This window comes from Streptomyces sp. NPDC054883, assembly GCF_053610645.1.
The window spans coordinates 1-21167 of sequence record NZ_JBSGYT010000052.1; the positions used below are offsets into that span (position 1 = coordinate 1).

A 21167-nucleotide genomic window follows, 5' to 3' on the forward strand; every position below is an offset into this window, starting at 1 on the left:
GGGCGCGGCCGGACCCGTCCGCATCAGGTCAGGAGCCGGCCTTGCGCTTGTTGTAGACGTCGAACCCGACCGCGGCCAGCAGCACCAGGCCCTTGATGACCTGCTGGTAGTCGGTGCCGATGCCGACCAGCGACATGCCGTTGTTGAGCACGCCGAGCACCAGGCCGCCGATGATGGCGCCGAGCACGGTGCCCACACCGCCGGAGGCCGAGGCGCCACCGATGAACGCGGCCGCAATCGCCTCCAGTTCGAAGTTGATGCCGGCCTGCGGCGTACCCGCGTTGAGACGTGCCGCGAAGACCATCCCGGCCAGCGCGGCCAGCACGCCCATGTTGACGAAGGCGAGGAAGACGACCTGCTTGCTCTTGACGCCCGACAGCTTCGCCGCGGCCTCGTTGCCTCCGATCGCATAGGTGTGGCGCCCCAGGACGGAGTTGCGCATCAGGTACCCGAAGGCGACCAGCAGCACGCCGAGGATCAGCAGCACGATCGGGAAGCCGTGGTAGCTCGCCAGCAGCAGGGTGAACACCACGATCGCGGCCGCGACGGCACCCAGCTTCGCCAGGAAGAACCCCAGCGGGAGCAGTTCGAGGCCGTAGCGGGCGGCCTGCCGGCGCCCCCGGACCTCCTGGAGGACGGCCAGCCCCAGCACGCCGAGCCCGAGCAGCAGGCTGAGGTTGTGGTAATCGGTGTGCGGGCCGGCCTCCGGCAGGAAGCCGCTGCTGATCTCCTGGAAGCCCTTCGGGAAGGGCGCCACCGACTGGCCCTGCAGCACGATCTGCGTCCCGCCGCGGAACAGCAGCATGCCGGCCAGCGTCACGATGAACGAGGGGATGCCCACGTAGGCGATCCAGAACCCCTGCCAGGCCCCGGCGGCCGCGCCGATCAGCAGGGCGGTGGCCAACGCGAGCGGCCACGGTACGTCGTTGCGGACCATCATCACGGCCGCGGCGGCGCCGACGAAGGCGGCCAGCGAACCGACCGAGAGGTCGATGTGCCCGGAGATGATCACGATCATCATGCCGATGGCCAGGATCAGGATGTAGCTGTTCTGCTGGATCAGGTTGGTGACGTTGAGCGGCTGGAGCAGGATGCCGTCGGTCCAGATCTGGAACACCGCGACGATCAGCGCCAGCGCGACCAGCATGCCGTACTGGCGTATGTTGCCGCGCAGCGCCCGTGCCAGCAGCGCGCCGAGCCCGCCACCGCCTCCCGGCTTCGCGGGCAGGGCCGTCTTGAGGTCCGTGGTGCCCGTGGTGTCCGGGGTTTCTGTCTGGGCCATGCCCTACACCTGCTCGTTCCGGGTCGCAGCGCTCACGGTCATGAGGCGCATGAGTGATTCCTGGGTCGCGTCCGCGCGGTCCACCTCGCCGGTGAGCCGGCCCTCGGCCATCGTGTAGATGCGGTCGCACATGCCGAGCAGTTCGGGGAGTTCGGAGGAGATGATCAGTACCGCCTTGCCCTGGGCCGCGAGTTCGGCGATCACCGTGTAGATCTCGGCCTTGGCGCCGACGTCGATGCCCCGGGTGGGTTCGTCGAGGATCAGTACGTCAGGTTCGGAGAAGATCCACTTGCTGAGCACGACCTTCTGCTGGTTGCCGCCGCTGAGCTTCCCGGTTTCCGCGAAGACCGAGGGTGCCTTGATGCGCATGGTCGTGCGGAAGGACTCCGCGACGCGGGTCTCCTCGTGTTCGCTCACCCAGCCGCGCCGGGCGACCTTGCCTAGCGCGCTGAGTGAGATGTTGCGGCTGATGCCGTCCATCAGGTTCAGCCCCAGGTGCTTGCGGTCCTCGGTGACGTACGCGAGGCCGTGTCCGATCGCCTCCGGGACGGTACGAGTACGGATCTCCCTGCCGTCCTTCAGCACCCGGCCTCCTGTATGGCGCCCGTACGAGCGGCCGAAGACGCTCATGGCGAGCTCTGTGCGGCCCGCGCCCATCAGGCCGGCGATCCCGACGATCTCGCCGCGCCGCACCTGGAGCGAAACGCCGTCGACGACCTTGCGCTGATGGTCGATCGGGTGCCGCACCGTCCACTCCTCGACGGCGAAGGCGACCTCGCCGACGTCGGGGGTGCGCTCGGGGTAGCGGTGCTCCAGATCACGGCCGACCATGCCCCGGATGATCCGGTCCTCGGAGATGCCCTCGGCCTCGACCGCGATGGTCTCGATGGTCCGCCCGTCACGCAGGATGGTGACCGAGTCCGCGACCTGGGCGATCTCGCCCAGCTTGTGCGAGATGAGGATGCAGGAGATCCCCTGGGCCTTGAGCTCCAGGATGAGATCGAGCAGCTTGCGGCTGTCCTCGCCGTTCAGGGCGGCCGTCGGCTCGTCCAGGATCAGCAGTTTGACCTCCTTGGCGAGCGCCTTGGCGATCTCGATCAACTGCTGCTTGCCCACACCGACATCGGCGACCCGGGTGTGCGGGCTCTCCTCCAGGCCGACCCTCCGCAGCAGCGACGTGGCGTGGGTGAGCGTTCTGTTCCAGCTGATGATTCCCCGGGTGGCGTGCTCGTTGCCGAGGAAGATGTTCTCCGCGATGGAGAGGTGGGGCACCAGGGCGAGTTCCTGGTGGATGATCACGATGCCGCGCTGTTCGCTGGCCCGGATGTCCTTGAAGGCACAGGGCTCGCCCCGGAAGAGGATCTCGCCCTCGTAGGAGCCGTGCGGGTGGACCCCGCTGAGCACCTTCATCAGGGTGGACTTCCCGGCGCCGTTCTCGCCGCAGACGGCGTGGACTTCGCCGGGGGCGACGCTCAGGTTGACGTCGGAGAGTGCTTTGACACCCGGGAAGGACTTGCTGATCGAACGCATCTCGAGGACGGGTCCGGCCATGGTGGTGCATCCGTTCGACAGGGGGCGCAGCGGGCGGTGGTCTGTCAGGTCGACTGCCCCGCCCGCTGCGCCCGGCTCCGGTGCGGCCCTGCGTGCAGGCCCGCCGCTGGCTACTTGAGCTGGTCCGCGGTGTACTGGCCGCCGTCGACCAGCACCTTCCGGTAGTTCTCCTTGTCGACGCTGACCGGCGGCAGCAGGTAGGCCGGGACGACCTTGACCCCGTTGTCGTACTGCTTGGTGTCGTTGACCTCCGGCTTGCCGCCGGTGAGCAGCGCGTCGCCCATCTGGACCGCGACCTTGGCCAGCTCGCGGGTGTCCTTGTAGACGGTCTGGGTCTGCTCGCCCGCGATGAGGGACTTCACCGAGGCCAGCTCGGCGTCCTGGCCGGTGACGATCGGCAGCGCCTTGCCCGAGCCGCCGTAGCCGACTCCCTTGAGTGAGGACAGGATGCCGATGGAGATGCCGTCGTACGGGGAGAGCACGGCGTCGACCCGGGCCGAGGTGTACGACTTGCTCAGCAGGTTGTCCATCCGGGACTGGGCGACACCGCCGTCCCAGCGCAGTGTGGCGACCTGGTTGAAGCCCGTCTGACCGCTCTGGACCACCAGTTTCTTCTGGTCGATGTAGGGCTGGAGCACGCTCATGGCGCCCTGGAAGAAGAAGGTGGCGTTGTTGTCGTCCGGAGAGCCGGCGAACAGCTCGACGTTGAACGGGCCCTTGCCGCTCGCGAGGTCCAGCTTGTCGGCGATGTACGTGCCTTGCAGCACGCCGACCTTGAAGTTGTCGAAGGTGGCGTAGTAGTCGACGTCCCCGGTGCCGCGGATCAGACGGTCGTAGGAGATCACGGGGATCTTCGCCTCGGCGGCCCGGTGGAGGACGTTCGTGAGCGAGGAGCCGTCGATGGCTGCTACCACCAGGAGCTTGGCACCCTTCGTGATCATGTTTTCGATCTGCGAGACCTGGTTCTCGACTACGTTGTCACCGTACTGCAGGTCGGTCTTGTAGCCCTTGGCCCGGAACTGCCTGACCATGTTGTCGCCGTCGTTGATCCAGCGTTCCGACGACTTGGTGGGCATCGCGATACCGACGAGACCGCCCTTTGCGTCACCGCCGTCCGCTCCGTCACCGGCACCGTTGGCGCTCTGGCCGCAGGCGGTCAGGGCCAAGGTGAGGCCCGCTGCGGCGAGTCCCGTCAAAACCTTTCGCACTCTTCCTCCAGTGGTATGCCGCGATCGGCGCGACCTCGGCGGCAGCCTCGGATCGGGTCGAGCGGGGGATCGAGCGCCGGCCCGGTGGGGAGGAGGCCGGGTTCGCCCGGGGTCGGTACGGCCGGCCGGGCGGCGGGGTGAACGAACCCTGCTGGAGGCCCGGGTGGGCGCCGGTCCGGGCTGGCGTTACCTGAGTGTTAACGCTCACAGAAACTGCGTCAAGGGTCTCGGAGATCACCGTTGCGTATAGCGGGAGGGGTGGTGGGTTGCGCTCGGCAGCGGGCTTGACGCCCTGGTTGTTAGCGTTAACAATTTGACCCGCGTTGGCTGCGCCGGCTCCTGTGCCCGGGCCTCCGCTCGCGCGGCGCCGGGGCATCGCGGTCCACACCTGCCTGCCGCCACGGACGTACCCGCCGGAGTGCGGCAGCCGCGTCCGTCGAGGTGACGGCGCCCGGCGGCGAGGGGCGGTCCGTGCCGCGGGCGGGGCCTACGGGCGGCGGGCGGTGACGACGTAGTAGTCGAGGATGCGCAGCTCGTACGCCCGCAGGAAGTTCCGCGGCCAGGTGTCCGGCGCCCACAGCCGGGCCAGCCAGGCGTCCCAGCCGGCCCAGACCTGCGGGCCGATCGATTCGGCCCGGGCCCCCGAGAGTCCGCACGCCGTGAGCGCGTCCGTGAGCGCCGTCACCGGGCGTGCGATGTCCAGGCCCGTCGCGTAGGTGTTTAGCAGCCGGGCGAGTTCCTCGTGCCGGGCGGGCGCGTCGTCCGCGGCGAAGAAGCTGGCGACGGCGACCCGTCCGCCCGGCCGCAGCACCCGCGCCGCCTCCTGCGCGAAGGCGCCCAGGTCCGGGAAGTGCTGTGCGGCCTCCACACTGACGAGGGCCTCGAACTCGCCGTCCGGGAAGGGCATGTGCTCCGCCGCGCCCCGTACGAATCTCAGCCGTTCCGGTACTTCCGCCAAGAGGCCCGCCTGCGCCTCCTCGGCCCGCCGCAGCTGGGCGGGATGGATGTCCATGCCGGTGACGTCGGCAGGACCGTACTCGCGCAGGGCCATCGCGCAGCCCATCCCGAGCCCGCAGCCCACTTCGAGGACCCTCAGCTGCCGCAGCGGCCCGGCGGCGTCCAGGACCCGCCGGTAGAGGTCCTGCTGGCTGCGGATCCGCTCCGCTTCGCCGAGCGGGGCCGTCAGGTCGATCCCCCGCCAGTATCCGAAGTTGATGAACCCGCCGGCGAAGACCGGCTCCCTGCTCAGGTCCGCGGGCCCGTACGTCTCCCGCACCGCGGGCCGCATGACGGGGAAGGATTCCTGGGCACCGAATGCCACGCTGTGACACCTCCGGGAAACGCGCAGAACACCGCCGTTGCGACGCGGCCAGTCTGGCACCCCCGGCATCCCAGTGCGGTCAGGGCGCAGACGTCTGGCCCGTGTTGCACCTCGGACGGCCGGAACCGACCGGTACGCGGTACAGACCGCCCGCCCGGCTGCCGGCTGCCGGCAGCCGTCGCCGACCAGGTCCGTCTTGCCGGCGTACCGACCCCGGCAGCGCCCGGATGCGCCCGCGATGAGCACGTCGGCATCCGGGCGGCGGTGACCGGCGGCCGGCCGCCGGGCCGGCCCGGCACCGAGGGGTGAGCACGCACCTCAAGGGGCGCGGTTCCCGCGGGCGGCACGGCGGTCGCGGATACGGCAGAGGCCGGGGGAGCTCGTCACCCGTTCGGTGTTCCGTCGAGGGCGCTGTGCCCGGGCCGTGAATAGTCTCGGGGTCGGGGTCCGGCAGACCCGTCCGCTTCGGTTCCGGCAGGCGAAGGCGAGGCTCACGTGCTCGGCAGTACGGGCAAGATCCGCCTCGACGTCGCCCCCGCCACGCACTAGACCGACGAACTCGGCCGAAGGCGTCGTGGTGCGCCCGGCCCATGGCCGTCGCGAGGGCGTGGATCGTTCGAGCAACCACACGGAGCTGGGGCAGCGGAATGAAGCACGCACCGGAACTCGGGAACCTGCCCAAACGCAGGCGGCGTCTTCTCGTGCTGCGCGCGGTGCTGCGGCCGGTGCTGACCGCCGCAGGCCTGGTCGTGGCCTACTACGCGCTGCCCCTGGACCAGCCCTTCAGCACCGAAACGGTGGTCGCACTGGTCATCGGGCTGCTCGCGGTATCCGCCCTGGTCGTCTGGCAGACGCGTGCGATCACCCGCTCCCCGTACCCCCGGCTGAAAGCCGTCGAGGCGCTCGCGACCGTCTTCCCGCTGTTCCTCCTGCTGTTCGCGGCGACGTACTTCCTCATGGAGCGGAGCCAGCCCGGCTACTTCACCGAGCCCCTGACCCGAACGGACGCCCTGTACTTCACGGTCACGGTGTTCTCCACGGTGGGCTTCGGCGACATCGCGCCCAAGGCGCAAGGAGCCAGATGCGTGGCGATGGCGCAGATGCTCGGGGATCTGATCCTGGTCGGCGCCGCCGTACGCGTCATCGTCGGCGCCGTCGACGTGGGCCTGCGCAGCCGCCCGCCATCCGCATCCCCCGGGCCGCGGCCGGTCCGCCTACCGCACAGGACCAATCGGACGAACCATTCGACGCGGTCGCCGTCCCGCCGGAAGTAAGTGCCGCTTCACCCCAACGGATCGCCGGTGAGCCCGCACCGCGGGGACTGCATCGCGTGGTATCAACTCAGCAGTCGCCAGGAGAAGCCGCGCGGCGGGTGCCGATGCCGAGGAGTGATGAACATGTCGGCCGAGAGCCCCGTCGGAGCACCTGCGGCGCCGTCGGCGGATCCCTTCGCCCAGGTCAGGACCCGCGGCTACATCGGACTTCTGGTCATGGCCGCCGGGCTAGGGGTGCCGATCTCCGCAGGAGCGTACGGCTTCCTGGCGCTGGTGGGGGAGCTCCAGCCATGGGCCTACACCGAACTGCCCGAGGCCCTGGGTTTCCGGAACACCCCGCCCTGGTGGCCCCTGCCGCTGCTCGCGTTGGCAGGCCTGCTGGTCGCGGTGACCATCCGCTGCCTTCCCGGAACGGGTGGCCACAAGCCGGCCGAGGGGCTGTCGATGGCAGGCGCCCCGAAGCCGCGTGAGCTACCCGGAATCCTCGTCGCGGCGCTGGCCACGCTGGGCCTGGGCGCGGTACTGGGCCCCGAGGCGCCGCTCATCCTGCTCGGCGGCGGCGTGGCCGTCTGGGTGCTGGGGCTGTTCAAGCGGGACGTACCGCCGCCGCTGCGGGCCGTGATCGGGGCCGCGGGCAGCTTCGCGGCGGTCAGCACCCTGCTCGGATCGCCCATCACGGGGGCCTTCCTCCTCATGGAGGCCTCGGGGATCGGCGGCCCCATGCTGGGGATCGTGCTGGTCCCGGGGCTGCTCGCCGCCGGCATCGGCTCGCTCATCTTCATCGGCCTGGACCACTGGACCGGTCTCGGTACGTTCTCCCTCGCGATTCCAGCGGTACCGCACGCCGACGCACCCACCGGCGCCGAATTCGGCTGGGCATTGGCCATCGGACTCGCGGCGGCGCTGGTGGGCACTGGCATCCGGCGGCTCTCCCTGTTGCTGCAGCCACGGGTCGAGCGGCACCGGATCCCGGCCACCGTGCTCATGGGCCTGGTGGTCGCGGGGCTCGCCATGGCGTACGCCGAAGGGTCGGGCAAAGCCGCGACCGAGGTGCTGTACTCAGGGCAGAGCGCCCTGGGCCCGCTGCTCGCACACAGCGCCGACTACACCGCCGGTACCGTGATGCTGCTCGTCGCATGCAAGGGGCTGGCCTATTGCGCCTCCCTGAGCGCCTTCCGAGGGGGCCCGATCTTCCCGGCGATGTTCCTGGGGGCGGCGGGCGGGATCGCCCTCTCGCATCTTCCCGGGCTGCAGCTGACCCCCGCGTTCGCGATGGGCGTCGGGGCCATGTCGGTCGCCATGCTCAGGCTGCCGTTGACCTCGGTGCTGCTGGCCACCTTGCTGCTTGGGGCGCAGGGTCTGACGGTCATGCCACTGGTGATCGTGACGGTCGTGGTCGCCTACGTCGCGACGCTCAGGCTCAGTCCCCCTCCCACCGGCGGATCCGGGACCGGCACGCCCGGAACGCTCCCCGCGCCTGCATGACACATCGGGCAGGGCGCGAGCCGCGGCTCCCAGGGCGATCCCGGCCCGGCCGCATGCCAGGGTGCGGCCCATCGTCAGGGCCGCACGGCATGGACATCGTCAGCAGTCGTTGTAATTGCTGTAGCCTCCGCCCCAGTCGTTGTCGTTGTTGTCGTACCAGCCGTTGTGGTTGTGGTTTCCGCCCCAGTCGTCGTCGTTGTTCCCATACCAGCCGTTGTTGTAGCCGTTGTCGTCGTCCCAGTTGCCTCCGCCGTGGACGTAGGCGGCGACGGAGTGGGTCGGCGTTGCCGCGGAGGCCGTGCCTGCGGCCCCGAGGGCGGCGCCACCGGCCATCAGGGCTCCGATGGCTGACACCGCGAAGAGTCGCTTAACTCTCAGTGCCTGCATGGTTCAAACCCTTTTCCTTGGTGTGCCACTCGCTGCGGCGCGAAGTTGCTCCACGGAAGAGTCGTACGCGGGGTGTGCGCGTGGCTGCATGATGCAAGGGAATGCGTATCTGCCGTCAACGTGGCTCGTAAGGCCACGGACCCGCTGGGCTGAATGCGCAATATTGTCTAGCCGCGAGCTCAGGGCTCGTCGCTGGGGGAGTGGGATGTTCCCGTCAGTTGCGGCCAACACTCGGCTGTAAGTCTAATCACACGTTTACGCGCTCGGCAACCCAGTGGGGTTATGCCGGGGACGACGGGGCGGTCATGAAAGCACGCGTCTGACCGTTCGTCAAATCTGCCGACTGCGCCCGCACCGTGCGGGCCCTACCGGCATGGCGGCCGTTCCCGGACAACCGCGTCGAGCAGCGGTTCCGCGCCCCTGGTCGCCCCGTCCGTGCGGATCGCGGCGGCCAGGGGCGACTCACCCGGCGGCCCTGCGGCCGGCACCGACGGCCGCCCGGGCGACGCCCGCCGGGGCGCGTGCGGCCATGCCGGCGAAGCCGACGTACACCGGTGGCGCGCCCGCGTCCAGGAACGCCTCCAGGCCGGCCGGGGGCGGTCGTCGGGCAGGATCCACGCGCCGTTCTGCGGCACATCGATCCGTCATGCCCTGCGACGGACACAGCGCCGCGTCGCCGCCGGCCGCGGCCGCTGGGTGATGACGTGGTCGCGTTCGGCCGTGTCCCGGGCGCCCGCCGGCATCAGCCCGTTGCCGGCCGCACGTCGCAGCCTTCGGCCGCCGCCACGGGCGTGTCGAACCGCGCGGCGGCGAGCTCCGGGGGGAGCCGGAACGCGCTAACTCCGCGTCCGGCGGCGCGCACCCCAGCGCCTGGGCACGGAGGTCCCGCAAGGCCACCGCCGGGCCCGCCAGCGGTTCGACATCCCCGCACGGCCCGCAGGTCGACAACCCCTTCTGGCAGGGCACGGTCCTGAGCCGCCGACTCTGCGGTGCTGGCCCGGCCTTGTCGCAAGCCCACCGGTGCGCCACACGTCGAGCAGGGCGAGGAGTCGAGTCTCCCGGCCGTTTCTCTTCACCCCGCCACGGCCGGACAGGTTGCCTCAGCCGGCGTCCGGGCGCCGGTCGCGCGTGACCCACAGGCAGGCGGATGCCAGGAGGGCGAGCCAGGCGGCGGCGAAGAGCCAGCCGCCGAGCACATCGGTGAACCAGTGCACCCCGAGGAAGACCCGGGTGAGGCCGACGGCCGCGCCCCAGAACGCGATCAGCGCGACGGACGTCCGGGGCACCCGGGGGCCGCGCAGGCACAGCGCCGCCACCAGCAGCCCGGCGGTCATCGCGGCGGTGGTGGTGTGGCCGGAGGGGAACGACCAGCCCGTGGCGGCCGTGGCCCAGTCGGCGGCCGGGGGACGGGGGCGGGCGATCAGCGCCGTGGCCGCGTAGCGCAGGCCCTGGCCCGCGCCGAGGCACAGCATCAGTACGGCCGCCGTCCAGGCGCGCTGCCGGCTGGTGCGGCCCGCGTACAGCCCGGCCAGCAGGAGGAGGGCGTACCGGACGGCTCCGTGCCGGTGCGGGTGAGGGCGCGGGCCGGGACGGACGCGACGGCCGGGCGGTGCTCCACGGACCAGCGGTGCAGGAACGCGTCGCCGGGCAGCAGGTGGTCCGGGGCCCGCACGATCCATACCGCCGGCAGGGCGTAGAGCGCCGCAGCGGTCAGGGCCGCGTACCCGCCCCGGCGGGCGAGGCCGGCGCGGGTCATGCGCCGGCCGGGAGGCGGCGCGGGGCGCCGGGCCCCGGCGACAGCGGGGTAAGGCGACCATCGGCCAGGCAATCCGCCGGACCCCTCGGGGCGTCGACCAGGCTGACCGCGTGGCCGGTGGCGGCGGCACGCACGGGAAGGGCCATACGGGCGGGGCCTCCCAGCGGAGTCGGGCGTACCGGTAGATCGGTCTACTGAACTGTAGACGATCCCGGGGGTGCGCCAGGCGAGCGCGGGCCGGACGGGAACGCCGCGGCGGAACCGTCCGAAGACGGACCGCCGGGGCGTATTCGCTCGTCAGGCGGTCAGGACGCCGGTGCCGAGCAGGCCGAAGAGCAGGACTCCGATGGCGATCCGGTAGAGGACGAAGGCGTTGAAGGAGTGTTTGGCGACGAACTTGAGGAGCCAGGCGATGGAGGCGTAGGCGACGGCGAAGGACACTGCGGTGCCGACGGCCAGGGGCAGGGCGTCCACGCCGGCGCCGATGGCGTCCTTGAGCTCGTACAGGCCGGCGCCGGTGAGGGCGGGGATGCCGAGGAAGAAGGAGAGGCGGGTGGCGGCGACGCGTTCGAGGTCGAGGATGAGGCCGGTGGACATGGTGGCGCCGGAGCGGGAGAAGCCGGGGAAGAGCAGGGCGAGGATCTGGGAACAGCCCACGAGCATGGCGTCCTTGAGGCCGGTGTCGTCCTCGCCGCGCTTGTGGCGGCCCATCTGGTCGGCGGCCCACATCAGGCCGCTGCCGACGATCAGGGAGCCGGCGACCACCCAGAGGGAAGCCAGGGTGCTTTCGATGAGGGGTTTGGCGGCCAGGCCCACGACGACGATGGGGATGGTGGCGTAGATGACCCACCAGGCGAACTTGTAGTCGTGGTGGTAGCGCTCCTCGCGGTTGGCGAGGCCGCGTCCCCAGGCGGTCATGATGCGCACGATGTCCTTGAAGAAGTACACGAGGACCGCGGCGATGGCTCCGACCTGGATGACGGCGGTGAAGGCGACGACGGCTTTGTCGTCCACCGGAATGCCCATCAGGCCCTCGGTGATCTTCAGGTGGCCGGTGGAGGAGACCGGCAGGAACTCGGTGACCCCTTCGACGATGCCGAGAACGGCCGCCTGGCCGATGCCGATGGTGCTCAATGGGTCCGTCCCTGGGGTTGGTTCGATGTGGTGGACGCGAAAAGGCCGGCGGCACCGGCCGCTGCCCGGGGGGTACGGCCTTCCCGGCCGGTCGACTCTAGAGGATGGGCGAGGAGGCGGATGCCGGGGCCACCGGCGGTGACCTCGCCGGCGCGACCGTCCGCAGCGGGTGAGCCGCGTCTCACCGGGACGCCGGGGCTTGTCTATGCAACGAGTTGCATAGAAGGATCGGGGCATGGCGCTCGACCACGCGATCCTCGTCTCCCTGCTGGAGACGCCCGGTTCAGGCTACGAACTCGCCCGGCGGTTCGACCGGTCCATCGGCTACTTCTGGACCGCCACGCACCAGCAGATCTACCGCGTCCTCGGGCGCATGGAGCGCGACGGCCTGCTCACCGTCCGCGCGGTGCCGCAGCAGTCCCGGCCGGACAAGAAGGAGTACGCCGTCACCGCCCCCGGCCGCGCGGCCCTCGCCCGGTGGCTGCACGAGCCGATCGAACCGGAGAGCCTGCGCCACGACCTCGCGGTGAAGATCCGGGGCGCGGCCTTCGACGACCCGGCCGCGCTGATCCGCGAGGTCGAACGGCACCACCAGGTGCACAGCGACCGGCTCGCGCACTATCTCGCCGGGGAACGGCGCGACTTCACCGGACCCGGGGCCCCCGCGCCGCTCGACGCCGGACAGGAACTCCAGCACGTCGTGCTGCGCGGCGGCATCGCGTACGAACGGATGACCATCGCCTGGCTGGATGACGTCCTCGCCACGCTCCACCGCCTCGGCGCGACACCACCGCCCGCCTGAACCGGTCGGCCCACGCACCGCCGGCGCCTTCCCCCCTCGTCCCTCCTCCTCCGAAAGGCGAGCCTCCATGGCCGACTCCCTGCTGTTCAACCCGCACACCTACGACCCGGCGCACTTCGATCCCGAGACCCGTAGGCTGCTGCGCGCCACCGTCGACTGGTTCGAGGCGCGCGGCAAGCGCAAGCTGATCGAGGACTACCGCTCCCGTGCCTGGCTGGGGGAGTTCCTCGGCTTCGCCGCCAAGGAGGGCCTGTTCGCCACCTTCCTCACCCCGGCCGCCGCCGGACAGGAGGACCAGCGCTGGGACACCGCCCGGATCGCCGCCCTCAACGAGATCCTCGGGTTCTACGGCCTCGACTACTGGTACGCGTGGCAGGTGACCATCCTCGGTCTCGGCCCGGTATGGCAGAGCGGCAACGCCGCCGCCCGCAGTCGCGCGGCCGAACTCCTCGCCCGGGGAGAGGTCTTCGCCTTCGGACTGTCCGAGCGGACCCACGGCGCCGACATCTACTCCACCGACATGCTGCTGGAGCCCGACGGCGACGGCGGCTTCCTGGCGAGCGGCTCCAAGTACTACATCGGCAACGGCAACGCCGCCGGGCTCGTGTCGGTCTTCGGCCGGCGCACCGACATCGAGGGCCCGGACGGCTACGTCTTCTTCGCGGCTGACAGCCGGCACCCGGCGTACCACCTGGTGCAGAACGTGGTCGACTCCTCGAAGTACGTCAGCGAGTTCCGTCTGGCGGGCTACCCGGTGTCCCCGGACGACGTGCTGCACACCGGCCGCGCCGCCTTCGACGCGGCCCTCAACACCGTCAACGTCGGCAAGTTCAACCTCTGCACCGCATCGATCGGCATCTGCGAGCACGCGATGTACGAAGCCGTCACCCACGCGCAGAACCGCATCCTCTACGGCCGCCCCGTCACCGCCTTCCCGCACGTGCGCCGTGAACTGGCCGACGCCTACGTCCGCCTCGTCGGCATGAAGCTGTTCAGCGACCGCGCCGTCGACTACTTCCGTTCGGCCGGTCCCGAGGACCGCCGCTACCTCCTCTTCAACCCGATGACGAAGATGAAGGTGACCACGGAGGGCGAGAAGGTCGTCGACCTGATGTGGGACGTCATCGCCGCCAAGGGCTTCGAGAAGGACACCTACTTCGCCGAGGCGGCCGTCGAGATCCGCAGCCTGCCCAAGCTCGAAGGCACGGTCCACGTCAACCTCGCGCTGATCCTCAAGTTCATGCGCAACCACCTGCTGCAGCCGGTCGACTACCCGGCGGTGCCGACCCGCCTCGACGCGGCGGACGACGACTTCCTCTTCCGGCAGGGCCCGGCCCGTGGCCTGGGGTCCGTCCGTTTCCACGACTGGCGCGCCGCGTACGAGGCCTACGCCGAGGTGCCGAACGTCGCCCGCTTCCGCGAGCAGGCCGATGCGCTGTGCGAGTTCGTGGCCACCATGGCGCCCGACGAGGAACAGAGCCGCGACCTGGACTTCCTGCTCTCCGTGGGCCAGTTGTTCGCGCTGGTCGTGCACGGTCAGCTGATCCTGGAGCAGGCCCGGCTGACGGAGCTGGACGAGTCCGTGCTCGACGAGCTGTTCTCCGTGCTGGTGCGCGACTTCTCGGGCCACGCCGTCGAACTGCACGGCAAGGACTCGGCCACCGCGGCGCAGCAGGCCTGGGCGATGGGAGCCGTCCGCCGCCCGGTCGTCGACGAAGCCCGCGCGGCGCGCGTCTGGGCGCGGGTGGAAGCCCTGTCCGGGGCGTACGAGATGACGCCGTAACCGGCAGCGGGTGCCGGGCGGCCCGCCCGGCACACCGGGGACGACGCCGCACCACCGGGCACGCCAGTGGTGCGGCGGAGGTCACTCGAAGGTGGCGAGGATGGCCCGGGGGTCGAAGGTGACCCGGATCCGGGTGATCCGGCCGTTCTCGACGTGGCTCCAGTTGGCGGTGGGGGTGGGCGCCGCGCCGGGCACGTGGAGGTCGAACCAGGTGATCACGTCGGTGTCGGAGGCCACGCGGGTGTGGACCTCGATCCGTTCCAGGAGCCGCCCCAGGTTCTTCAGGCCCAGCAGGCACTCCTCGGCGCCACGGGCGGTCCCGAGCGCGCCGACGAAGTCGACGTCGGGTGCGAGCAGGGTGCTCAGGGTGTCGAAGTCGCCCGCCTGCCAGGCGGTGAAGTACGTCTCGGAGATCTCGGCCGGAGTCATGGTCGTCGTCATGACTCCATGCTGGCGGTCCGGCAACCATCCGTCCAACAGATGGATCGGATGGCTCGTATCATTGCGGCTTATGGAGATGCACCAGTTGCGCTACTTCGCGGCCGTGGTCGAAGAAGGCTCGTTCACCGGCGCGGCGGCACGGCTGCACGTCAGCCAGTCCGGCATCAGTACGCAGGTGGGGAAGCTGGAGCGGGAGCTGGGCCAGCGGCTCCTGGACCGCTCGGGGCGCCGGACGCGGCTGACCCCGGCCGGGGAGGCGGTGCTGCCGCTGGCCAGGCAGGCCCTGGAGACCCTGGACGCCATCGCGCACACGGCAGCCGAGTTCGCCGAGGCCGTACGGGGACGGGTCCGTCTCGGCATGATCAGGGGATGCTCGATCCCGGGCCTGCTCGATGTCGTGGCCGGGCTCGCGGCCAGCCATCCGGGCGTCGAGCTCAGCCTGCACGAGGACGACTCGGAGGCGCTGCGGGCACGGGTGCTCGCACGCTCCCTCGACCTGGCGCTGATCGCCTTCGCGGACGGCGCGGGAAACGGGGCCGAGGGCACCGACGGCTTGGACGTGGCCGTGTTCCTCGAAGAGCCGCTGACGGCCGTGGTGCCCGTCGGCCACCGGCTGGACCGGGCGTCCTTGCGCCTGGCGGACCTCCAGGCGGAGAACGTGCTGTGCCTGCCTCCGGGGACGGGCATCCGGGCCGCGTACGACCGGTCGTGCGAGCGGGCCGGCCTTCGGCCAAAGGTCGCGATCGAGGCCGGTTCGCCGCTGGCGCTGACCGGCCTGGCCCGGCGCGGGGCGGGCGTCGCCGTCCTGACCCGGTCCTCCGCTGCCGACGAGGGGCTGCGCACCGTGCCCGTGTGCGACGCCGCGACACGGGCGTGCCTCGGCCTGGCGATCCGCCCCGACCAGCGCGCCCCCGCCGCCCGCCTCGTCCTGACCGCGCTCCGCGACGCGCTGGGGCGGGCGCAGGCCTGACGTCCGGCGGTGGTCCGCCTCGGTGACCGTGGTGATCTCGGGCGAGACGGGGCCGCCGGGCCGTCGTGCGGTCTGCCGGGCCCGCCGGCCGGGGCCGCAGTTCCTCCACGACGGCCCGGCGCCCGGGCCCCGGAGCCGTCGCGAGGTCGGGCGCCTTTTCGACGCGCCGGTCAGACGCAGCGATACCCGGTCGGGCAATCGCACGCGTCGGGCACGGCGCCGGTTCCCGGTGTCCGGCGCGTAGGGGCCGGACGGGCCGATGTCGCGGCCGGCCTCGTCAGGGCGTTGCGCTCACCTGCAACCGCCGGGGCGGGTCGGCGAGGCCGGGCGGCGCGGACGCGGACCCCTCCTGCCCCGCCCGCGTCGGCGCAGGCGGGGCACAGGGCGGTGAACTCCCTCGCCGGGCGGCGACGCACTCGTCCAGCACCTGCTGCCCGACCACCTCGTCAAGGCGGGGGCCGCGGGCTGGGGCGCCGTCCGCGGTGCGGCATCGAAACGTTCCTGCGGTGAAAGTCGGCGCCCAGTCGGGTGATCGCACCGCCCGACCCCGCGACCGGGGCGGCCGGCTCCGCTACAACCTGGCGGCGTGAACCCCCACTTCCTGCGGGCCGCGCCCGCCGCAGCCCTCGCGTTCGCCGCGTTCGTCCCCCAGGCCGCCGCCGCGCCGTCGGTGCCCGTCGCGGCCCGCCCCGATCCGATCGTCTTCGTACACGGCTGGAACAGCGACGGTTCCACCTGGAACACCATGGCCGACCGTTTCCGGTCCGACGGCTGGCCGGCCGGCCGCCTGGACCAGTGGAACTACCCCGCGTCCCAGTCCAACGTCACGACCGCCCGCCAGCTCGCCGCCGAGATCGACCGCGTCCTCGCCGCCACCGGCGCCGCCAAGGTGGACCTGGTGACGCACTCCATGGGCGCCCTCTCCTCCCGCTACTACCTCAAGAACCTCGGCGGGGACGGCAAGGTCGACGCGTGGGTCTCCCTCGCCGGCCCCAACCACGGCACCAGCACCGCCTACCTGTGCGGCGGCGCGGCCTGCGCCGAGATGCGTCCCGGCTCGCCCTTCCTGGGCGAACTCAACGCCGGTGACGAGACCCCCGGTTCGGCCCGCTACGCCACCTGGTGGTCGCAGTGCGACAGTCTCATCAGCCCCGACAGCAGCAGCGTCGCACTCAATGGCGCGGTGAACACCGAGGCCGGGTGCGTGCAGCACACGGCCTTCCCCGTCGATGCCCGGGTCTACGCGGAGGTCAGGGACCACCTCCGCTGAGCGCCGCACCCGCCGAGTGGTGGATTTTCCGCCGAACGGGTGGGATCCGCGGGCCCGGGCCGAGACGAATGTCCCGCTCCGGGGCTGCGCAGGTCGGTCCGGGGCAGGCTCGCCATGCAAGCGAGCCGGAAAACAGGACGTCGAAGAGGGAGACCCACCGTGGCCATCGCATGGGACGAGTACCTGGCCCAAGTCCAAGAACGCGGCCAATACCCGACCGCACGGGAAGCGGAGCGTTCCACCCGCGCGGTGCTGGCCACCCTGGGCGGCCACCTCGCGGACAGGGAGCGGAAGGAACTGGCGGCCCAGCTTCCCGCCCCCTGCGCGCCGCCGCTCCTCGACGCCGTCCCGGCGACCGCGCCGCTCGGGCCACCGCAGTTCGCGGAGGCGGTCGCGCTCCTGATCGAGGGCGCGACCCCTGATACCGCCCACTGGGACAGCGGCGCGGTCCTCAGCACCGTGGCCGACGTCGTCGACGCGGAGGTGCTGCAGCGCGCGCTCGCCCAACTGCCGCCCGGATACGCGCTGCTGTTCGGCCGCCCGGAACCGGTCTGACGCAGGCCCACCGTCGACTACGGCGCGGGGGTGGCGGCCTCCGTGCCGGGGTCGGCGACGGCGGCCTCGGCCACCGGCTCCGCGGCCACGGCGGCTGCGGGCCGGAGGGCGGTGTACATCACCGATCCCTGCCGGTGCTCCTTCTCGACCTGCCCCTTCTTGACCAGGCCTTCCAGGGTGTTGCGGACGACCTGGCCGGAGGCCGCCCGGCCAGGGTGCGCCTGGGCCAGTTCGGCGGTGACCTCGCTCACCATGCGGGGTTCCGCGGCCTTGGACAGGAGGGCGTGGACCAGTTCGCGCAGCGGCGGCTCCTCCGTCCTGACCGTCCCCTTGGCCTCCGCGGTCTGCTTCGCCTTGGCGGCGGGCTTCCGGGCGACGGCCTTGGCCTCAGTGGCGGACACGGCCGTCCCGGAGGACTTCTTCGGCTGGGCCGCCTTCCGCGCCCGCGCCGCACCGCCCGTGCTCTTCTTCGCCTGCCGGGGGCGGGGGACGGCTCCGGTCGTTGCCGCGCCTGCGGAGGTGGGAGCCGGGGGTGCGGGGTCCCCGGCGGAGGGCAGTACGCCCTGCACACCGCAGAGCCAGCTCTCGTCCGACTTGAGTTGCTCCAGACGTCCTTCGAGTTCCTCGATCTGCGCGGTGAGGTCCGCCTGTTCCTTGCGGTTGGTCTCGAGATCGGCGGCGAACCGCTGCGCGTACAGGTTGTGGATGGGCGTGGTGACAGGCTCGTTGGCCATGTGCGACTCACTTTCCTCTTGCCTCACGGTGGTGCTGTCGGATGCTACCCAGGCGCAAGCCCTTCTTTACCCGAAAGCCGCACGGCAGTTGCCGCTGTCGACCGGAAATCGGTCGGTCCACCGGACGGCCCCTCGCAGCCCCGCCGGACCCGGCGGCGGTCGCCACGGAGAACCGGGGGCCGTGACGGGCGTCGGATCCGGGTCCGGGCCGCCGTCCGACCCGGAGGAGGGGCTGACCGGCGTGCGCCGGGTTCGCGGGCGCGCTCCCCGTGGTTCCTCGGTGCGCTTACGGAGCGTCCGCCCGGGGCCAGGAGTACGGGCCGCGCCGCCCGGATCGAACGGGCCCGCGTCGTCCAGGGGGGGCCGACCCGCGCCGACCACGCGGCAACCGGCCGGAGGGCCGGGGTACGGGCGGGCGAGGTCTACCGTTGGTTCGCCACGAAGGCGGTACGGCTGCGCGCCGTGGCCGGGCGCCTGCGCGGGCCCCGGCGGCCGGTGGGCTTCCGCACCTGACCGTCCACGTTGCCCGTGCTCACCCGGGGCTGCGCGCACTTCGCCGGCGCCGCCGGCCCGGAACCGCGGGCCGTTCGGCGCTGGACCGGACGTACCCGCCCGCTCGGCGTGTACGCGGCCCCGGGCTGCTCCGGGCGGGGCTCCCGCAGGGGGACCCCGGCTGACAGCGCCCGCCGAGCGGGCGCTTGTCACGCCGCGTCAGCGCATGACGCGCGGGAGGCGGAGGCTGAGCAGTACCGTCACCGCGATCAGGCCCAGTTGGACCAGCAGGGTCGTCGTGAGGGCGTCGCGCATCCCGGTCGACGGGGTGAGCGCGAGGAAGAGGCTGCCCAGGGTGGCGACGCCCAGGGCCAGTGCCGACTGCTGCGTGGTGACCATGACGCCGCCGCCCACCCCGGCCCGGTCGGCCGGTACGTCCGAGAGCATCAGCCGCATCAGCACGGGCAGCTGGAGCCCCTGGCCGAGCCCCGCCACGGCGACGCCCGGCGCGAGCCCGAGGAGCCCGAGTTCCGGCCAGTCGCGCAGGACCGCCAGCAGCAGCAAGCCGATGCCGAGGGCCTGGAGCACGCCGCCGACGGTGACGACCCGGCTGCCGTACCGGCCGATCAGCCGGGGTCCGGCGAGCGAGGCCGCGAAGAAGGCGACCGCCATCGGCACCAGCGCGAGCCCCGCCGAGACCGGCCCCATGCGCAGCCCCTGCTGCAGCGTCACGGCGATGACGAACATGAATCCGCTGAAACCGATCGAGAACGGCACCACCATCAACAGCCCGCGCCGCAGCGATTCCAGCCGCAGCAGGCTCGGCGGGACCAGCGGGGTCCGGCCCACTCGGTCGGCCCGGCGCTCGGTCACGTAGAACGCCGCGGCCGCCAGGGGGAAGACGCCCAGCGAGACCCACGTCCACAGGGGCCAGCCGGCCGCCCGGCCCTCGGTCAGCGGCAGCAGCAGGGACACGAGCGACAGGGCGAGCAGCAGCGTGCCCGGTACGTCGACCGAGGCGGGCCGCTGCGAACGGGTCTCCGGAACGGCGCGGACGGCGAGCACCAGCCCCACCAGTACGACCGGGACGTTGACGAGGAACACCGAACGCCAGCCGGAACCGGCGACGTCGGCGGCCACCAGGACACCGCCGAGGATCTGCCCCGCCACCATGGAGAGCCCGGCGGTCGCACCGTAGAAGCTCATCGCGCGGGCCCGGCGCGGGCCCTGCGTGGTGGCCTGGATGGTGGCGAGCACCTGCGGCAGCATGAGCGCCGCCGAGGCTCCCTGGGCGACCCGCGCCGCGACCAGTGTCCAGGCGGTGGGCGCCAGGCCGCAGGCCAGCGAGGTGACGCCGAAGGCGGCCATGCCGGTCAGGAACAGCCTGCGGCGTCCGATCGTGTCACCGAGGCGCCCGCCGAGGACCAGCAGCACGGCGTACGTGACGCCGTAGCCGCCGACGATCAGTTCCAGCAGGGCGGGACCTGCGGCGAGGTCGCTGTCGATGGCCGGCAGTGCGACATTGACGATGAAGAAGTCGATCAGTGGGAGGGCTGCCCCCAGCAGCACGGTGAACAGCCCGAGGGCCCCCAGCACCGGCTCGTGGCCGCCGGCGGGGACGGCGGTGGGGACGGCGGCGGCGCCCGGCACGGTGACCGGGGCCGCAGGGGACGGAACGTCCGTGCGTACAGTCGCTTCGATGGATCTGGTTGCTTCGCTCACGAGGAAGACGATCCACCCTGGCTCAGCCTGGTACCAGAGTGTCCTTATCCTGGTATCAGGAGTACCTGGCAACCGGCTGCGCGGTGCGGCACCCTGGACCCATGACCACTGTGGCCCCGGAAAGCGACATGCGCCGGCACGAACTGGCGGACTTCCTGCGCAGCCGGCGCGAGCGCATCACCCCCGAGCAGGTCGGGCTCGTCCGCGGCCGCCGACGGCGCACCCCGGGACTGCGCCGCGAGGAAGTCGCGCAGCTCGCCGCGGTCGGCGTCACCTGGTACACCTGGCTGGAGCAGGCACGCGAGATCCAGGTGTCCCCGCAGGTGCTGGACGCGCTCGCCCGGGCCCTGCTGCTGGACCGCAGCGAGCGCGCGCACCTGTTCGCCCTGGCCGGCAGCATCGACCCGGCGCCGCTCACGCCCTGCCCGAGCGTGACCCCGGCCCTGCGGGCGATGCTCGACCAACTGGACCCGATCCCGGCCGCCGTGCAGAACAGCCGGTACGACATCCTCGCGTACAACACGACGTACGGGCGCCTGCTGTGCGACCTCGACGGGGTGGCGCCCGAGGACCGCAACTGCATGTGGCTGGCGTTCACCGACCCGCAGTGGCGGGCGGCCGTGGTGGAACTGCCCGAGAGCAACCGGCTGATGGCCGCCAAGTTCCGCGCCTCGATGGCCGAGCACCTGGCCGAGCCGGCCTGGAAGTCGCTGCTGGCGCGGCTCGAAGCGGCGTCGCCCGAATTCCGCGAGATCTGGGCCCGGCACGAGGTGGTCGGCCAGGGCGGGAAGTCGAAGTACATCCGCAACCGCCATGTCGGTGTGCTGCACCTGGAGCACACCAACCTGTGGCTGGGACCCGCTTCGGGGCCTCGCCTGGTGACCTACGTGCCGATGGACGCGGAGACCCGCGAACGCCTCGAACGCCTCCGGTCGCTGTCGCTGTCGCCGGCGTTGTCGCCCGCATTGGCCTGACCGGTCCCCACCGCCCGCGGCGCGGA

General features: G+C 71.8%; 20 protein-coding genes. 8 read left to right on the top strand and 12 right to left on the bottom strand.

Translation table 11 applies throughout. The annotated features are described in order from the left end of the window. Nucleotides 1-28 precede the first annotated feature (28 nt). The 4 genes from mmsB to ACWGH1_RS29225 form a co-directional block, all read right to left on the bottom strand. A complete protein-coding gene (mmsB, locus tag ACWGH1_RS29210) occupies nt 29-1282 on the bottom strand; it encodes a multiple monosaccharide ABC transporter permease (RefSeq protein ID WP_453357137.1) in 1254 nt (417 codons plus the stop codon). Nucleotides 1283-1285: 3 nt separating this feature from the next. Beyond that, a complete protein-coding gene (gene mmsA / locus ACWGH1_RS29215) occupies nt 1286-2833 on the bottom strand; it encodes a multiple monosaccharide ABC transporter ATP-binding protein (protein ID WP_453357138.1) in 1548 nt (515 codons plus the stop codon). Between the two features lie 110 nt (nt 2834-2943). After that, a complete protein-coding gene (gene chvE / locus ACWGH1_RS29220) occupies nt 2944-4041 on the bottom strand; it encodes a multiple monosaccharide ABC transporter substrate-binding protein (RefSeq protein ID WP_453357664.1) in 1098 nt (365 codons plus the stop codon). Between the two features lie 487 nt (nt 4042-4528). Next, complete coding sequence (locus ACWGH1_RS29225) at nt 4529-5362, bottom strand: class I SAM-dependent methyltransferase (RefSeq protein WP_453409155.1); 834 nt, start codon at nt 5360-5362, stop codon at nt 4529-4531. Between the two features lie 647 nt (nt 5363-6009). Between ACWGH1_RS29225 and ACWGH1_RS29230 the strand changes: the two genes are divergently transcribed. Next, on the top strand, nt 6010-6636 hold the full coding sequence (locus ACWGH1_RS29230) for a potassium channel family protein (protein ID WP_453356969.1): 627 nt from the start codon (nt 6010-6012) through the stop codon (nt 6634-6636). Nucleotides 6637-6759: 123 nt separating this feature from the next. Beyond that, nucleotides 6760-8121, top strand: a complete 1362-nt coding sequence (locus ACWGH1_RS29235; protein WP_453356968.1) for a chloride channel protein — start codon at nt 6760-6762, stop codon at nt 8119-8121. A 99-nt stretch (nt 8122-8220) separates the two neighbouring features. On the opposite strand, the gene ACWGH1_RS29240 is transcribed toward ACWGH1_RS29235, so the two are convergent. The 5 genes from ACWGH1_RS29240 to ACWGH1_RS29260 all read right to left on the bottom strand — a co-directional run bounded on the left by ACWGH1_RS29240 (nt 8221) and on the right by ACWGH1_RS29260 (nt 11398). Next, nucleotides 8221-8508 carry a hypothetical protein gene (locus ACWGH1_RS29240; protein WP_453356967.1) on the bottom strand — a complete coding sequence of 96 codons (288 nt, stop codon included), beginning with the start codon at nt 8506-8508 and terminating at the stop codon, nt 8221-8223. Nucleotides 8509-8970: 462 nt separating this feature from the next. After that, the gene (locus tag ACWGH1_RS29245) at nt 8971-9126 is read right to left on the bottom strand and encodes a hypothetical protein (protein ID WP_453357610.1); all 156 of its coding nucleotides are present in this window, start codon (nt 9124-9126) and stop codon (nt 8971-8973) included. A gap of 482 nt (nt 9127-9608) precedes the next feature. Continuing rightward, complete coding sequence (locus ACWGH1_RS29250) at nt 9609-9980, bottom strand: phosphatase PAP2 family protein (RefSeq protein WP_453357609.1); 372 nt, start codon at nt 9978-9980, stop codon at nt 9609-9611. After that, on the bottom strand, nt 9980-10264 hold the full coding sequence (locus ACWGH1_RS29255) for a hypothetical protein (RefSeq protein ID WP_453357608.1): 285 nt from the start codon (nt 10262-10264) through the stop codon (nt 9980-9982). The genes ACWGH1_RS29250 and ACWGH1_RS29255 overlap by 1 nt, the downstream gene beginning before the upstream one ends. Nucleotides 10265-10561: 297 nt before the next feature. Next, entirely contained in the window at nt 10562-11398 is an 837-nt protein-coding gene (locus ACWGH1_RS29260; protein ID WP_453409156.1) for an undecaprenyl-diphosphate phosphatase, read from the bottom strand. A 235-nt stretch (nt 11399-11633) separates the two neighbouring features. Between ACWGH1_RS29260 and ACWGH1_RS29265 the strand changes: the two genes are divergently transcribed. Next, on the top strand, nt 11634-12200 hold the full coding sequence (locus ACWGH1_RS29265) for a PadR family transcriptional regulator (RefSeq protein ID WP_453356656.1): 567 nt from the start codon (nt 11634-11636) through the stop codon (nt 12198-12200). Between the two features lie 67 nt (nt 12201-12267). Beyond that, nucleotides 12268-13983 carry an acyl-CoA dehydrogenase family protein gene (locus ACWGH1_RS29270; protein WP_453356657.1) on the top strand — a complete coding sequence of 572 codons (1716 nt, stop codon included), beginning with the start codon at nt 12268-12270 and terminating at the stop codon, nt 13981-13983. Nucleotides 13984-14064: 81 nt separating this feature from the next. Here the strand turns inward: ACWGH1_RS29270 and ACWGH1_RS29275 are convergent, their stop codons facing one another. After that, a complete protein-coding gene (locus ACWGH1_RS29275) occupies nt 14065-14424 on the bottom strand; it encodes a nuclear transport factor 2 family protein (protein WP_453409157.1) in 360 nt (119 codons plus the stop codon). Between the two features lie 70 nt (nt 14425-14494). Here ACWGH1_RS29275 and ACWGH1_RS29280 point away from each other — a divergent pair, with 70 nt between their 5' ends. The 3 genes from ACWGH1_RS29280 to ACWGH1_RS29290 all read left to right on the top strand — a co-directional run bounded on the left by ACWGH1_RS29280 (nt 14495) and on the right by ACWGH1_RS29290 (nt 17219). After that, nucleotides 14495-15394, top strand: coding sequence for a LysR family transcriptional regulator (locus ACWGH1_RS29280; protein ID WP_453356454.1), 900 nt, complete (start codon nt 14495-14497; stop codon nt 15392-15394). 586 nt (nt 15395-15980) lie between these two features. Continuing rightward, complete coding sequence (locus tag ACWGH1_RS29285; protein WP_453356453.1) at nt 15981-16664, top strand: esterase/lipase family protein; 684 nt, start codon at nt 15981-15983, stop codon at nt 16662-16664. A 159-nt stretch (nt 16665-16823) separates the two neighbouring features. Then, nucleotides 16824-17219 carry a DUF2267 domain-containing protein gene (locus ACWGH1_RS29290; RefSeq protein WP_453356452.1) on the top strand — a complete coding sequence of 132 codons (396 nt, stop codon included), beginning with the start codon at nt 16824-16826 and terminating at the stop codon, nt 17217-17219. Between the two features lie 17 nt (nt 17220-17236). Here the strand turns inward: ACWGH1_RS29290 and ACWGH1_RS29295 are convergent, their stop codons facing one another. Both ACWGH1_RS29295 and ACWGH1_RS29300 read right to left on the bottom strand, forming a co-directional pair. Further along, nucleotides 17237-17953: a hypothetical protein gene (locus ACWGH1_RS29295; protein WP_453356451.1), complete on the bottom strand. Its 717-nt coding sequence runs from the start codon at nt 17951-17953 to the stop codon at nt 17237-17239. Nucleotides 17954-18664: 711 nt separating this feature from the next. Next, complete coding sequence (locus ACWGH1_RS29300; RefSeq protein ID WP_453354758.1) at nt 18665-20095, bottom strand: MFS transporter; 1431 nt, start codon at nt 20093-20095, stop codon at nt 18665-18667. A gap of 173 nt (nt 20096-20268) precedes the next feature. On the opposite strand from ACWGH1_RS29300, the gene ACWGH1_RS29305 reads away from it, so the two are divergent. After that, complete coding sequence (locus ACWGH1_RS29305; RefSeq protein WP_453354756.1) at nt 20269-21141, top strand: MmyB family transcriptional regulator; 873 nt, start codon at nt 20269-20271, stop codon at nt 21139-21141. Nucleotides 21142-21167 lie beyond the last annotated feature (26 nt).

Excerpts from the sequence above, each read along its gene's own strand:
- ACWGH1_RS29275 (WP_453409157.1), bottom strand. The coding sequence starts at position 14,424 with ATGACGACGACCATGACTCCGGCCGAGATCTCCGAGACGTACTTCACC.
- mmsB (WP_453357137.1), bottom strand. The coding sequence starts at position 1,282 with ATGGCCCAGACAGAAACCCCGGACACCACGGGCACCACGGACCTCAAG.
- ACWGH1_RS29280 (WP_453356454.1), top strand. The coding sequence starts at position 14,495 with ATGGAGATGCACCAGTTGCGCTACTTCGCGGCCGTGGTCGAAGAAGGC.
- ACWGH1_RS29250 (WP_453357609.1), bottom strand. The coding sequence starts at position 9,980 with ATGCTGTGCCTCGGCGCGGGCCAGGGCCTGCGCTACGCGGCCACGGCG.
- ACWGH1_RS29295 (WP_453356451.1), bottom strand. The coding sequence starts at position 17,953 with ATGGCCAACGAGCCTGTCACCACGCCCATCCACAACCTGTACGCGCAG.
- ACWGH1_RS29305 (WP_453354756.1), top strand. The coding sequence starts at position 20,269 with ATGACCACTGTGGCCCCGGAAAGCGACATGCGCCGGCACGAACTGGCG.
- ACWGH1_RS29240 (WP_453356967.1), bottom strand. The coding sequence starts at position 8,508 with ATGCAGGCACTGAGAGTTAAGCGACTCTTCGCGGTGTCAGCCATCGGA.
- ACWGH1_RS29270 (WP_453356657.1), top strand. The coding sequence starts at position 12,268 with ATGGCCGACTCCCTGCTGTTCAACCCGCACACCTACGACCCGGCGCAC.
- ACWGH1_RS29230 (WP_453356969.1), top strand. The coding sequence starts at position 6,010 with ATGAAGCACGCACCGGAACTCGGGAACCTGCCCAAACGCAGGCGGCGT.
- mmsA (WP_453357138.1), bottom strand. The coding sequence starts at position 2,833 with ATGGCCGGACCCGTCCTCGAGATGCGTTCGATCAGCAAGTCCTTCCCG.
- ACWGH1_RS29255 (WP_453357608.1), bottom strand. The coding sequence starts at position 10,264 with ATGACCCGCGCCGGCCTCGCCCGCCGGGGCGGGTACGCGGCCCTGACC.
- ACWGH1_RS29235 (WP_453356968.1), top strand. The coding sequence starts at position 6,760 with ATGTCGGCCGAGAGCCCCGTCGGAGCACCTGCGGCGCCGTCGGCGGAT.
- ACWGH1_RS29265 (WP_453356656.1), top strand. The coding sequence starts at position 11,634 with ATGGCGCTCGACCACGCGATCCTCGTCTCCCTGCTGGAGACGCCCGGT.